Here is an 11,719-nt window from a genome sequence, read left to right as displayed (position 1 = left end):
TTCGTCCTGCAGGCGGATCTCTGCTTCCTCGCCATCGGCTTCGCGGGCTCTCTGATCGAGGGCATGATCGCGCAGTCCGGCGCGGCGGTGGACCGGCGCGCCAACGTCGTCGCCAACGACCGCGACTACAGGACCAGCGTCGACAAGGTCTTCGTCGCCGGCGACATGCGCCGTGGGCAGTCCCTCGTCGTCTGGGCGATCCGCGAGGGCCGGCAGGCCGCGCATGCGATCGACAAGGAATTGATGGGCGCGACGATCCTGCCGGTGTGAGCTGCACGGCTGCATCATGATGGGGCGAGCCTGAATCCAGGCGAATGCGGCGCGCTGAAGCGGCGGCAGGAGGCGTGCGCCGTCGGTGAAGACTGCTGCCGGTGGATGCGCTTTGCCGCCAACGATAAGCGGCTGAGTCTCGATGGGGCAGACTGGCATCAGGCCTGAACTTGGCTCGCGCATAGATGGCGCCAGGAATTCGTTGCGAATAGGACGAATCGCCTCAAAAAGCCTGCGGCTAACCGAGCGTCATCCGAATAAGTGCTTGACGTAAGCGCTGAAGTGGAGTGGAAGCGCGCCTTCGCTCTCTTTACGTTCGGTCAGTCATATGACGCCGGTTATTTTCACGACGATGGGCCTGCCCAAGGCGAAGCAGCTGGATGCTTGGCGCGGCTGGTTCGATACCGTGTTCGACGTCGCGGTCGATGATCCGCAAGCCGGCTTCTCAGCGACCAGCGAGACCTGGAATCTCGGCGGCTTCGGCCTCAGCCGCGTCCATGCCCCGAGGCTGCGGGCGTTCCGGACGCCGGACCTCGTCCCGCGCAACCCGATCGATCATTGGAGCGTCACGATCGGGCATAAGCGGACGACCGGCGAAGCCGGCTGGCAACGGTCGATCGACGTGCCTGCCGGCACACCCTTCGTCGCCTCGCTGGGCCGCGAGCTCGTCAGCCTGCGCGACGAGGACGACCGGCTGCAGCTCTATCTGCCGCGCGATGGCTTTCCGGATCTGACGGCCGTCCTGGAGGGTGCCGAGGGCCGGCCGCTGAGCGATGCGATGGGCAAGCTTCTCGCCGAGTTCATCGCCTTGCTGGCCCGCAGCGCTTCCAGCTTCGCCGATGCGGATCTGCCGGGCCTGCAAACCGCGGTTCGCGGCATGGTGCTCGCCTGCGTCGCACCATCGCCCGATCACAGCGCCTTCGGCGCGGCGCCGATCGCGGTCACGCGCAAGGAAGCCGTGCGCCGCATCGTCGACCTCAACCTCGCCAACCCGTCGCTCGGACCGGATTTCCTGTGCCGGGAGGCCGGCATGTCGCGCTCGCAGCTCTATCGGCTGCTCGAAAGCGAGGGCGGCGTGAAGAACTACATCCAGCGGCGGCGCCTGAAGCAGTGTTTCGCCGAGCTGTCGAACGGCGCCAATTCCCGCTCGGTCTCGGTGATCGCCGAGGGCCTGGGCTTTCTGGACCCGTCGAGCTTCAGCCGCTCCTTCAGGAAAGAGTTCGGCCTGACGCCCAAGGAAGTAATGCACGCCAAGCTGTCGGGCGTGCCGGTCAGCCTTGGCCGCGGCGGCAGCTCCGACCCGGATGTGCGAAACCTGCGCGACCTGTTGGGGTTGATCGCGCGGGGTTAGCTGTTCGCGAGACGCGGATATCAGCCGCGCCGGGCCGCCTCGATCGCAGCGACGTCGATCTTCGTCATGTCCATCATCGCGGCAAAGGCACGCTTGGCCTCCTCGCCGCCGGCCGCCATCGCCTCGGTCAGCACGCGCGGCGTGATCTGCCAGGAGATGCCCCATTTGTCCTTGCACCAGCCGCAGGCACTTTCCCGGCCGCCATTGCCGACGATGGCGTTCCACAGGCGATCGGTCTCCTGCTGGTCGTCAGTGGCGATCTGGAACGAGAAGGCTTCGCTGTGCTTGAACGCGGGCCCGCCATTGAGCCCGATGCAGGGGATGCCGGCGACGGTGAATTCGACCGTCAGCACGTCCCCTGCCTTGCCGGAGGGGTAGTCGCTGGGGGCGCGGTGGACGGCTCCCACCGCGCTGTCGGGAAACGTCTCGGCGTAGAAGCGGGCGGCGGCCTCGGCGTCCTTGTCGAACCACAGGCAGATCGTGTTCTTGGCGATAGCCATTGCTTGTCCTTTCGCTTCTGACGCCATCCCGGCGCAATGTCGCGTGCCCTCGCAAGTGTCTTGTGACCAGCCCCGACGGCGCACCCGGATAGGGAATGCGCGTGCGCTATCCGGCGTTCCGCCGACGATGGCTGCAAAGTTATAGCGGCATCGGGGCCGCCGGCTATCCCCGCTCTTCAAGAGGCCAGACTTCCACGACGCCATGCGCGACCGAACAGGGCGTCCGCGAAACGAGATCGATGGCCTCGGCGAGATCGGCCGCTTCGATGATGGCGAACCGGGCCACCGGCAGTTGCGACGCCATGAAGGAACCGTCCTCGGTCTGCACTCCGGCTGCATCGGGATTGCGGACCTGGACAGGCTGGCCGGCGATGCCGATCAAGGCGCCGCGTTTGGCGAGTACTGCATCCTGAGCGTGAGCCGCATCGCGGATATCGGGCGCGATGCGGTCATAACCCGCCCGGTCGCCATAGCCGATCGTCACGAATCTGGGCATCGCATGGCCTCCTCTGCGAACCAACAATCCGATGCGACGAGGGCAGTTCCACCAGCATGCCGAAATCAGGCTCCTACGTGCAGGCCTGGGTGGCCATGTCGCGGAAGCACTGTTCAGCCGCGCCGGCGCGGCTATGATCGGCACCATGGAATCGAGCCAGAACGGGAAGCCGGTGTTCTACCGCAGCTTCCGCTATCGCACCCGAGGACCTGTTTTCGCCCCGCGCTTCACCTCGCGGGGCTGACCGGGAACGCATCGCCGTCTCATCGTCAGTCTTTTTCGGCGCGGCTTGCCGCGCTTGCCTGATCGCATGAGATTCCGATGTCCCTGATTGCCCTGAAAGACCTTTCGCTCGCCCGCAGCGAGCCTCTGTTCGCAGGCCTCGACCTCGCCATCGCCAAGGGAGACCGCCTCGGCCTCGTCGCCGCCAATGGACGCGGCAAATCCTCGCTCCTGCGCATCATGGCGGGAGAGGAAGAGGCCACGGCCGGCAGCGTCACCCGCGCACGCGGTCTCGTCACCGCCTTCGCGCCGCAGGACCCGCCTACCCATCTTCTGGCCTTGAGCTTCCACGATGCCGTGCGCGAGGCCTTGGACGTCGAGACCGCGGAGACCGAGGGTTGGCGGGTCGATGTCCTGCTCGACGATCTCGCCGTCGACGAGGGCTTGCGCAGCCGCCCTGTCCGCGCGCTCTCCGGTGGCTGGCAGCGAGCGATGCTGCTGGCGCGGGCGGCGGTGGTTGAGCCCGATCTGCTGATCCTCGACGAGCCGACCAACCATCTCGATCTCGAGCGGATCGGCGTGCTCGAACGTTTTCTCGCAGCCCTGCCGCGTGACTGCGCCGTGGTGGCGGCGAGCCATGACCGCGCCTTTCTCGACGATGTCAGCCGCCGCACGCTGTTCCTGCGCCCGGCGGAAAGCGCCGATTTCTCTCTGCCTTACACGCGCGCCCTGCAGGCATTGGAGGAGCGCGATGCGGCGCGTGGCAGGCAGTTCGAGAACGACATGCGCAAGGTTCGGGCGATCCGGCAGCAGGCGGCGAAGCTCAAGAACATCGGCATCAATTCCGGCTCCGATCTGCTGGTGGTCAAGACCAAGCAATTGTCCGAGTGGGCCGACAGGCTGGAGGACAGCGCGCGGCCGGCGCATAAGGAGCGCTCGGCCGGGGCGATCCGGCTGACCAATAGCGGCAGCCATGCCAAGGCGCTGGTTTCGATCAAGGACACGGCGATCGCCGCCCCGGACGGACGCTCGTTGTTCCGCACCGGGCAGTTCTGGATAGAGAACGGCGATCGGGTCGCCCTGCTCGGCGCGAACGGCACGGGCAAGACGCGGCTGGTCGAGCGGCTGCGCGCCGCGCTCGATGGATCGGATCCGGAGATCCGGGGCGCGGCGAGCCTAAAGGCCGGCTGTTCCGACCAGGCGCTCTCGCAGCTCGATGCCTGGCCGACGCCTTGGGCGGCGGTGAAGGGGTCGAGCGATCTCGGCGATCAACTGGCGCGCACCCTGCTCTCGGGAGCCGGAATCGCGAGCGAAGCTCAGGCGGCGCCGACCGCGCGCCTTTCGGGCGGGCAGAGGGCGCGGCTCGCCTTGCTGCTTTTGCGTCTGGCCCAGCCGAACTTCTTCCTGCTGGATGAGCCGACCAACCATCTCGACATCGAGGGGCAGGACATGCTCCAGGCGGAACTGGTCGCGCACGGGGCGGCCTGCCTGCTGGTCAGCCATGACCGCGCCTTCGCCCGCGCCGTGGCGACGCGGATCTGGGTGATCGACGGGAAGAGGCTGGTCGAGGCCGACGATCCCGACCCGGTCTTCGACAGGCTGATGGCGGGCTGATCGCTCCGCCGCTCAGCGCGGCCAGCTATAATCGTCGAGCCGGCCGGGGACCGGATCGGGCGCGATGCCCTGGCCGAAGACGCGCTCCAGCTGCATCGCGGTGTCACCGCGCCCGCGCGCCTCGGTGATCGAGGCCAGCAGCGGCTGCTCGGTCGTCGCGGCCTGGCCGGTGAGCGGCTGGATCGGCCCGGCCAGCGGGCGCGCCTGCAGGGCCTGGGGCAGGCCGATCGTCGGCATGCCGGCGACCATCTGGTCGATCAGCCGCTCGACGCCGCCGGCCTGCAGCTCCGGCGCCGAGGGGGCTCCGGTCTCTGGCGAGACGGGCAGGGCGATCACGCTGTTCTGCGGGGCGGCCTCGATGATGCGGCGGATGACGAGATCGACGAAATGCGCCGCCTTGCGGGCGCCGGCCACGGTGAAATGGATGCCGTCGCCGAGGCGCAGCCGCGTCGGCTGGCCGGAGACGTCCGGGCCTGTCGCGGTATAGCGGTTCTCGGCATCGACGAAGCCGCCCCAGAGATCGACATACTGGCCGCCGGCCTTTTCGACGCGCTGGCGGTATAGCTCGTTGAAGCTGACGAAATCGGCCGAGAGCCGTCCGTTCTGCACCGGCGGCGCACCGACCCAGATCAGGGGGATGCGCCGGGAGGCGAAGGCATTGGCGATGATGTCGACCCGGTCGCGGTAGAGCTCGAGCCAGCGCGGGCTCAGCGGCTCATGGACGGTCTCGCCCTCGCGGATCGGCTGGCGGTCGTTGAGGCCGACCAGCATGACGCCGATGCCGATCTTCTGGTCGCCGGCCAGGATGTCGGAGACGGCCTTCGGCCAGTCGTAGAAATCCGTGCGGACGAGGCCGGAATCCGGCTTGGCCTTGTGGATCACCTCGACGTCGGGGCGGTTGTTCAGGGCATCGTCGAGGCCACCAGCCAGCAGATTGCCGAGGGAGTCGCCCATCACCACGATGTGATTGGTGACATCGACCTTGGGGATGACCGGATCGTCGCGGACGACGACGGGGGCCTCGCGGCGGCGGATGGCTGGCGCTATACGCTGGCGCGGCTGCGGCGCGGCGCGCTGCGGCGCTGCCGGCAATTGCCAGAACATCTGGAACAGGTTGCGCTGCTGCTGGGCGAGCGAAACCGGCCCGCCGGTGATGAGCAGCAGGCAGGCGGCACAGAGAACCACGGCGAGCGAACGCAGACGCATCGGCCAATCCGGTCCAGCACTTCGTATCGCCCCCAATATAGGGCGGAAGGACGCGGAAGTCAGCGCTTGCCGCGCATCCGCGCCAGCAAAGCGGGTGTCGGGTAGCCGTCGGGAATCTCGCCGGCGCTGATCTGGTACTGGCGCACGGCCTCGCGCGTGCCGGTGCCGATGCGCCCGTCGGCATCGTGATCGTAGAGGCCGAGCGCCTTGAGCCGGAGCTGCAGGTCCTTGGTCGCGGCCATGTCGAGGCGGGCGGCCTTGAGCGGCCAGTCGGCCTGGATCGCCGGGCGGCCGACGATGCGGTCGCCGAGATGGCCGACGGCCAGCGCGTAGGCGTCCGAGGAGTTGTACTTCTTGATCACGTCGAAATTCGCGGTCAGCAGCATCACCGGCCCGCTATGTCCGGCCGGATAAAACAGGCGGGCTTCGCCCGAGGAGGGGAGGCTGCGGCCGTCGGCGCGGCGCACGCCGGCAGAGGTGAAGGCGGAGAAGCTCGCCTTGTTGAGGCGGTGATCGAAGCCGGCAGGCAGCGCCACCTCCACGCCCCAGGGCAGGCCCGGCACCCAGCCATAGCCCTTGAGGTAGTTGGCGGTGGAGGCGATGGCGTCGCTCGACGAGTTCCAGATGTCGGCATGGCCGTTTCCGGTCCAGTCGACCGCGTATTTCATATAGCTCGACGGCATGAACTGGGTGTGGCCCATGGCACCGGCCCAGGAGCCGCGCAGCTCGCTACGCTCGACATAGCCTTTCTCGATCAATTCGAGCGCGGTCAGCAACTCGTCGCGGAAGAAGTCGCCGCGATAGCGGATCGAGGCGAGGGTGGCGAGCGAGCGGATGACATCCTTGCCGCCCTTGAAGGAGCCGTAATTGGTCTCCATGCCCCAGACGCCGAGGACGACCTCCTTGGGCACGCCGTAGCGCGCTTCGACCTGGGCGAGCACGCTGGCGTTCTCGGCGGCGGCGTCGCGGCCGCGCTGGATGCGGGCGCCGCCGACGGCGTTCTCCAGATAGTTCCAGATCGGCGCGCTGAACTCGGACTGCTTCTTCGTCAACGCGACGATGGAGGCATCCGGCGTACACCCGCGGAAGGCGAGGTCGAAGGTCGCGCGCGAGATGCCCCGCGCCTGTGCCTGCGGCCAGAGCCGCTGGAGGAAGATGTCGAAGGAGGCGCTCGCCGGCGTCGCCTGCGCATTGCGGGCATGGGCGCCGGAGACGTTGATCGAGCCGGTCGTCTGCGCCAGCGCCGGCGCCAGGCTGATCACGGCCGAAGCTGCGATGACGGACAGGCGCATGGACACTCCCGGCGGATGCTGGATGGAAACCCCATCACAGCGCCTGAACAAGATTAACCAAAGGTTAAGCCGGGAGCGAGTGCGACGATGCGTTCGTGATTTGACAAGGCAGGGCGATTGCCCGAATCTTTCCCGATGAACAGCGCCTCCCCCTTCCGCCGCGGTCTGCACCGCTCGGGCAACCTGATCGCGGGCTTCTAGCCCCGGGCCTGTCGCGCTTGTCGCCTCCGGTTCGGGGGGCGCTCCCTCTCTATCGTTTACCTGCGAGTTCGACCCTGAGATGCCGTGCGGCTTGTTGTCCGCAGGCGGGCGCTCGCTTTCGATGAAAGACCCAGTCCATGACCGCCAAGCGTCCTGCCATCACCGTCACGGCCACCGATCATGCCATGCTGAGCCGGATCGCAGCCGGCGCCGCTCACACCATGCCGGAGCTCGCCGCCGAGCTGACCCATGAGCTCGACCGCGCCCGCATCCTGCCGGAGGGGCGGGTCTCGGCCGACCATGCCCACATCGGCAGCGAGATCGTCTATCGCGACGAGAGCACCAAGCGGGAGACCACGCTGACGCTGGTCTGGCCGCAGGACGCCGATATCGAGAAGAACCGCGTCTCGGTGATGACGCCGATCGGCGTCGCGCTGCTCGGCATGGCGGCCGGGCGCTCGATCGACTGGACGACGCGCTCCGGCGACGTCAAGCGCCTGACCGTGCTCGAAGTGCGCGAGCCGGCCGAGGAGCGGGCGGCCTCCTGAGCGGAGGCGCACCGCTCGACATGTCCTGCAGCTCAGGCCGAGGCGTTCCGCGTCCTGAGCTTCTCCTCCCAGGCTAGGGCCTGGCCGACGATTTCCTCGAGATCGTCATGCTCCGGCTGCCAGCCCAGCTCGGTCCGGATGCGATCGACGCGGGCGACCAGCGAGGCCGGGTCGCCGGCGCGGCGTTCGGCAAGGACGACCGGGAAGTCGATTCCCGAGACCTTCTTCACGACCTCGACGACCTCATTGACCGAATAGCCGCGGCCATAGCCGCAGTTCAGCGTCAGGCTTTCCGCGCCGCCACGCAGATGGTCGAGCGCAGCGAGATGGGCGCGGGCGAGGTCGGTGACGTGGATATAGTCGCGCACACAGGTACCGTCCGGGGTCGCATAGTCGGTGCCGAAGACGGTCAGGCCGTCGCGCTGGCCGAGCGCCGCCTGGCTCGCGACCTTGATGAGATGCGTCGCGTTCGGCGAGGACTGGCCGGAGCGCAGTTTGGGATCGGCGCCGGCGACGTTGAAATAGCGCAGCGCGATATAGGTGAAGCCGTGCGCCTTGGCCGCATCCCGCAGCATCCACTCGCTCATCAGCTTGGAGCGGCCATAGGGGTTGATCGGGTTGAGCGCGATCTCCTCCGGGACCGGAGAGACCGGCGGCTCGCCATAGACCGCGGCGGTGGAGGAGAAGATGACGTGCTTCACGCCGCCGCGGACCGCGCTCTCGATCAGGGCGCGCGTCTTCACGGTATTGTTGAAATAGTAGCCTAGGGGGTCGCTGACCGATTCAGGAACCACGATCCGGGCCGCGAAATGCGCCAGCTCCGTCACGCCGTGCTCGGCGATCAGCGATTCGACCAGTTCCTGGTCGCCGATATCGCCCTGGACGAAGACCGCCTCGGGCGGGACCGCCCACCAGAAGCCGGTGGAGAGATTGTCGAGGACCACGACCTTCTCGCCGCGATCGAGCAATTCCAGCACCAAATGGCTGCCGATGTAGCCGGCGCCGCCGGAAACCAATACTGCCATCGTCTCTCTCGCCTCATCTTCGTCGGGAACACGGCCTATCGAAAAACCGTTGACGGGTTCTCAAGGCCTGTCAGCTAATATCCCAGATGGCCGGCAACCATGACAGTTGTACGGCCTTCCCCACCACGCGCCCAATGGATTTTGCATGACGAAACGCATCCGCAAGGCCGTTCTCCCCGTCGCTGGTCTCGGCACCCGCTTCCTGCCCGCCACCAAGGCGATCCCGAAGGAGATGCTCACCATCGTCGACCGCCCGGTCGTGCAGCATGTGGTGGATGAGGCGCGCGCCGCCGGCATCGAGCACTTCATCTTCGTCACCGGCCGCAACAAGGCGGTGATCGAGGATCACTTCGATCTCGCCTACGAGCTCGACGACACGCTCGCCAAGCGCAACAAGATCAAGGAGCTCGAAGCGCTGAAGGCCGATCTGCCGGCCGCCGGCGCCACCAGCTTTACCCGTCAGCAGGCGCCGCTCGGCCTCGGCCACGCCGTCTGGTGCGCGCGCGAGCTCGTCGGCGAGGAGCCGTTCGCGCTGCTGCTGCCGGACATGCTGCATTACAGCCAGGGCAAGGGCTGCCTCGCCGAGATGATCGAGGCCTATGACCGGCATGGCGGCAATCATATCGCCGTCGCGCCGGTGCCGGACGACCAGACGCACCAGTACGGCATCGTCGGCGTCGAGGACGCCAAGGCCAAGGTTTCGAAGATCACCGGCATGGTCGAGAAGCCGCCCAAGGGAACTGCGCCTTCGAACCTGCATATTTCGGGCCGCTATATCCTGCAGCCGACGATCTTCAACCTGCTCGCGAACCAGGAGACCGGCGCGGGCGGCGAGATCCAGCTCACCGATTCGATGATCGCGCTGTCGCATCTGGAGCCGTTCTTCGCGGTGCGCTTCGACGGCGAAATCTACGATGCCGGCTCGAAGATCGGCTTCCTTGCGGCTAACGTCGCCTATGCGCTCGACCGCGGCGACCTCGGGCCGCAATTGCGCGCCGAGATCGAAAAGCTGCTCGATCGCTGAGCCGGACACAGCGACGCAGGGAATGCGCGGTTGAGCGACAACAGCCTCGTCTTCGACCGCACGCTTGGCCGTTCGCGGCTGCGGCGTGCGCTCGCGCAGGGCTATCCGGATTTCCTGCTGCAGCGCGCCGCTGGTGATCTGGAGGAGCGGCTTAGCGCGGTGCTCAGGCAGTTCGCGATCGCTGCCGATCTCGGCACGCCGCTTCCCGTCGTCGGCCCGGTGCTGGCGGGCAAGGCCGGTTGGTTTCTGCGCATGGCGGAAGCCGAAGGCCCGGGTGCGGATCTTTTAGGCGATCTCGAACGCCTGCCCCTTGCGGCGGGTTCGCTCGACCTCGCCGTCTCGCTACTGGCATTGCATGGCGTCAACGACCTGCCGGGGGCGCTGATCCAGATCAAGCGTGCCCTGAGGCCTGACGGGCTGTTCATGGGTTGCCTGCTCGGTGGCCGAACCCTGCAGGAATTGAGGCAGGCCTTGCTGGAAGCGGAGAGCGAAACCACCGGCGGCGTGAGCCCCCGCGTCGCGCCCTTCGCCGATCTGCGCGATCTCGGCGGGCTCCTGCAGCGTGCGGGCTTTGCCCTGCCCGTCGTCGATAGCGAGGCGGTGACAGTGCGGTATCGCGATGCCTTCGGCCTGTTCCGCGACCTCAGGGCCATGGGCTGGACCAATGCGCTCGTCGCGCGCCGCAAGGCGCCGCTACGGCGGGAGACGCTGCTGCGCGCCGCCGCGCTCTATGCCGAACGCTTCGCCGATCCGGACGGGCGGCTGCCGGCGACCTTCGAATTCGTCTGGGTCTCCGGCTGGGCGCCGCATGAGAGCCAGCAGAAGCCGCTGCGGCCGGGCTCGGCCAAGGCGAGACTTGCCGATGCGCTCGGCGTGCCGGAGATCAAGGCCGGCGAGAAACCGGGGGGCGGCAATGGCTGAGCGCCAGCCGCGCCTGTCACGCGGCGATTTCCGCGTCTTCCGCGCGATCCCGACGCGCTGGCACGACAACGACGTCTTCGGCCACGTCAACAACGTCGTCTATTACGGCTGGTTCGACACGGCGGTGAACGCCTGGCTGATCGAGGGCGGCTTCCTCGATCCGGCGACGAGCGAGATCGTCGGGCTCGTGGTCGAGACGGCCTGCACCTATTTCGAGAGCGTCGCCTTTCCCGAGATCGTCGAGGTGGGGATCGCTGTCGAGCAGCGGGGCAACAGTTCGGTCACCTATCGCATCGGCATCTTCCGGCAGGGCGGTGAGCAGGCGGCGGCGCAGGGGCGCTTCACCCATGTCTATGTCGAGCGCGCCGGGCAGAGGCCCGTGCCGATTCCCGCGCCGCTCCGGGCCGCGCTGGCTGCCTTGTAACGATTCAGGCGAGCTGCAAGCCGCAATGGGCGGCAAATGGATCGAAATCGCGATACTGATGGAGCAGAAGGTGGCCATGCTCGATACAGAAGGCCGCAATGATCAGGTCAGCGGTTTTGCGCACGGTGATGCCCTGTTTGCGGAGCTCTCGATAATGCCATGCAGCCAGCACAGCGAGGGCTGGCGACAGCATGGCCACCATGGCAAATTGGCGGATCCGTTCTTCGATCGCCGCGGCGTGGGCTTCATCGCGAGCGCCACGCAGGATTTCGAGGAGAACGATATCCCCGACGAGGATCTCCCCGGTGTTCTCCAGGGATCGCAGCACGGTGACGCCGCGCGAAATCTCGCCACGCAGCAAAGCGATCCAGACCGACGAGTCGACGACGATCACCGGTGATCCGGCTCGACGATGTCCTGCCGCATCGCGTCGAGGTCGCCTTCCCAGCCGAGGCCGCTGAGTTCTTCCAGAGCGTGACGCTGACGATGTTGCCTGACGACGATGCGCAACGCCTCCTCGACTGTGGCGCGCTTGGTCGGCAAGCCGGTCGCCTTCATCGCTTCTGCGAGGAGCGTATCGTCCAGTTCGATATTGGTCCGCATCAGCCAACTCCGCCGGAATTCG

15 protein-coding genes (1 of these 15 cut by a window edge) are annotated in these 11,719 nt (G+C 67.1%); 8 read left to right on the top strand and 7 right to left on the bottom strand.

Annotated elements, in window-relative coordinates; genetic code table 11:
* Positions 1-270 carry the final stretch of a glutamate synthase subunit beta gene (locus NWE53_RS14470; RefSeq protein WP_265050087.1) on the top strand. Its footprint begins 1,155 nt before the window's first position, so 270 of the gene's 1,425 nt are visible here — the last part of the coding sequence; the start codon falls outside the window, past its left edge; the stop codon is at positions 268-270.
* A gap of 328 nt (positions 271-598) precedes the next feature.
* Positions 599-1,621 (top strand): helix-turn-helix domain-containing protein, encoded by a 1,023-nt coding sequence (locus tag NWE53_RS14465; protein ID WP_265050086.1) that lies wholly within the window; start codon positions 599-601, stop codon positions 1,619-1,621.
* Positions 1,622-1,641: 20 nt separating this feature from the next.
* Here the strand turns inward: NWE53_RS14465 and NWE53_RS14460 are convergent, their stop codons facing one another.
* Positions 1,642-2,121 (bottom strand): VOC family protein, encoded by a 480-nt coding sequence (locus tag NWE53_RS14460; RefSeq protein WP_265050085.1) that lies wholly within the window; start codon positions 2,119-2,121, stop codon positions 1,642-1,644.
* A 163-nt stretch (positions 2,122-2,284) separates the two neighbouring features.
* Positions 2,285-2,617, bottom strand: coding sequence for a YciI family protein (locus NWE53_RS14455; protein WP_265050084.1), 333 nt, complete (start codon positions 2,615-2,617; stop codon positions 2,285-2,287).
* 31 nt (positions 2,618-2,648) lie between these two features.
* Here NWE53_RS14455 and NWE53_RS14450 point away from each other — a divergent pair, with 31 nt between their 5' ends.
* Both NWE53_RS14450 and NWE53_RS14445 read left to right on the top strand, forming a co-directional pair.
* Positions 2,649-2,861, top strand: a complete 213-nt coding sequence (locus NWE53_RS14450; RefSeq protein WP_265050083.1) for a hypothetical protein — start codon at positions 2,649-2,651, stop codon at positions 2,859-2,861.
* 77 nt (positions 2,862-2,938) lie between these two features.
* Complete coding sequence (locus tag NWE53_RS14445; RefSeq protein ID WP_265050082.1) at positions 2,939-4,453, top strand: ATP-binding cassette domain-containing protein; 1,515 nt, start codon at positions 2,939-2,941, stop codon at positions 4,451-4,453.
* A gap of 12 nt (positions 4,454-4,465) precedes the next feature.
* On the opposite strand, the gene NWE53_RS14440 is transcribed toward NWE53_RS14445, so the two are convergent.
* Together NWE53_RS14440 and NWE53_RS14435 are read right to left on the bottom strand one after the other, a co-directional pair.
* Positions 4,466-5,659: an SGNH/GDSL hydrolase family protein gene (locus tag NWE53_RS14440; protein WP_265050081.1), complete on the bottom strand. Its 1,194-nt coding sequence runs from the start codon at positions 5,657-5,659 to the stop codon at positions 4,466-4,468.
* A gap of 59 nt (positions 5,660-5,718) precedes the next feature.
* On the bottom strand, positions 5,719-6,951 hold the full coding sequence (locus tag NWE53_RS14435) for a lytic murein transglycosylase (protein WP_265050080.1): 1,233 nt from the start codon (positions 6,949-6,951) through the stop codon (positions 5,719-5,721).
* A gap of 338 nt (positions 6,952-7,289) precedes the next feature.
* On the opposite strand from NWE53_RS14435, the gene rnk reads away from it, so the two are divergent.
* On the top strand, positions 7,290-7,700 hold the full coding sequence (gene rnk, locus NWE53_RS14430; RefSeq protein ID WP_265050079.1) for a nucleoside diphosphate kinase regulator: 411 nt from the start codon (positions 7,290-7,292) through the stop codon (positions 7,698-7,700).
* A gap of 32 nt (positions 7,701-7,732) precedes the next feature.
* Here rnk and galE read toward each other — a convergent pair whose 3' ends face one another.
* Positions 7,733-8,725 carry a UDP-glucose 4-epimerase GalE gene (galE, locus tag NWE53_RS14425; protein ID WP_265050078.1) on the bottom strand — a complete coding sequence of 331 codons (993 nt, stop codon included), beginning with the start codon at positions 8,723-8,725 and terminating at the stop codon, positions 7,733-7,735.
* A 145-nt stretch (positions 8,726-8,870) separates the two neighbouring features.
* Between galE and NWE53_RS14420 the strand changes: the two genes are divergently transcribed.
* The 3 genes from NWE53_RS14420 to NWE53_RS14410 are packed head-to-tail and all read left to right on the top strand — an operon-like array spanning position 8,871 to position 11,094.
* Positions 8,871-9,749, top strand: coding sequence for a UTP--glucose-1-phosphate uridylyltransferase (locus NWE53_RS14420; RefSeq protein WP_265050077.1), 879 nt, complete (start codon positions 8,871-8,873; stop codon positions 9,747-9,749).
* 30 nt (positions 9,750-9,779) lie between these two features.
* Complete coding sequence (locus tag NWE53_RS14415; RefSeq protein WP_265050076.1) at positions 9,780-10,670, top strand: methyltransferase domain-containing protein; 891 nt, start codon at positions 9,780-9,782, stop codon at positions 10,668-10,670.
* Positions 10,663-11,094 carry an acyl-CoA thioesterase gene (locus NWE53_RS14410; RefSeq protein ID WP_265050075.1) on the top strand — a complete coding sequence of 144 codons (432 nt, stop codon included), beginning with the start codon at positions 10,663-10,665 and terminating at the stop codon, positions 11,092-11,094. The genes NWE53_RS14415 and NWE53_RS14410 overlap by 8 nt, the downstream gene beginning before the upstream one ends.
* 4 nt (positions 11,095-11,098) lie before the next feature.
* Here NWE53_RS14410 and vapC read toward each other — a convergent pair whose 3' ends face one another.
* Both vapC and NWE53_RS14400 read right to left on the bottom strand, forming a co-directional pair.
* The gene (vapC, locus tag NWE53_RS14405) at positions 11,099-11,488 is read right to left on the bottom strand and encodes a type II toxin-antitoxin system VapC family toxin (RefSeq protein ID WP_265050074.1); all 390 of its coding nucleotides are present in this window, start codon (positions 11,486-11,488) and stop codon (positions 11,099-11,101) included.
* Positions 11,485-11,697 (bottom strand): type II toxin-antitoxin system VapB family antitoxin, encoded by a 213-nt coding sequence (locus NWE53_RS14400; RefSeq protein ID WP_265050073.1) that lies wholly within the window; start codon positions 11,695-11,697, stop codon positions 11,485-11,487. Before NWE53_RS14400 ends, vapC begins: the two co-directional genes overlap by 4 nt.
* Positions 11,698-11,719: the final 22 nt, after the last annotated feature.

The sequence above is a fragment of the Bosea sp. NBC_00550 genome, assembly GCF_026020075.1.
Taxonomy (GTDB): Bacteria; Pseudomonadota; Alphaproteobacteria; order Rhizobiales; family Beijerinckiaceae; genus Allobosea.
This window is presented reverse-complemented; position numbering and strand designations above follow the sequence as displayed.

Excerpts from the sequence above, each read along its gene's own strand:
- NWE53_RS14465 (WP_265050086.1), top strand. The coding sequence starts at position 599 with ATGACGCCGGTTATTTTCACGACGATGGGCCTGCCCAAGGCGAAGCAG.
- NWE53_RS14460 (WP_265050085.1), bottom strand. The coding sequence starts at position 2,121 with ATGGCTATCGCCAAGAACACGATCTGCCTGTGGTTCGACAAGGACGCC.
- NWE53_RS14455 (WP_265050084.1), bottom strand. The coding sequence starts at position 2,617 with ATGCCCAGATTCGTGACGATCGGCTATGGCGACCGGGCGGGTTATGAC.
- NWE53_RS14450 (WP_265050083.1), top strand. The coding sequence starts at position 2,649 with ATGCGACGAGGGCAGTTCCACCAGCATGCCGAAATCAGGCTCCTACGT.
- NWE53_RS14445 (WP_265050082.1), top strand. The coding sequence starts at position 2,939 with ATGTCCCTGATTGCCCTGAAAGACCTTTCGCTCGCCCGCAGCGAGCCT.
- NWE53_RS14440 (WP_265050081.1), bottom strand. The coding sequence starts at position 5,659 with ATGCGTCTGCGTTCGCTCGCCGTGGTTCTCTGTGCCGCCTGCCTGCTG.
- NWE53_RS14435 (WP_265050080.1), bottom strand. The coding sequence starts at position 6,951 with ATGCGCCTGTCCGTCATCGCAGCTTCGGCCGTGATCAGCCTGGCGCCG.
- rnk (WP_265050079.1), top strand. The coding sequence starts at position 7,290 with ATGACCGCCAAGCGTCCTGCCATCACCGTCACGGCCACCGATCATGCC.
- galE (WP_265050078.1), bottom strand. The coding sequence starts at position 8,725 with ATGGCAGTATTGGTTTCCGGCGGCGCCGGCTACATCGGCAGCCATTTG.
- NWE53_RS14420 (WP_265050077.1), top strand. The coding sequence starts at position 8,871 with ATGACGAAACGCATCCGCAAGGCCGTTCTCCCCGTCGCTGGTCTCGGC.
- NWE53_RS14410 (WP_265050075.1), top strand. The coding sequence starts at position 10,663 with ATGGCTGAGCGCCAGCCGCGCCTGTCACGCGGCGATTTCCGCGTCTTC.
- NWE53_RS14400 (WP_265050073.1), bottom strand. The coding sequence starts at position 11,697 with ATGCGGACCAATATCGAACTGGACGATACGCTCCTCGCAGAAGCGATG.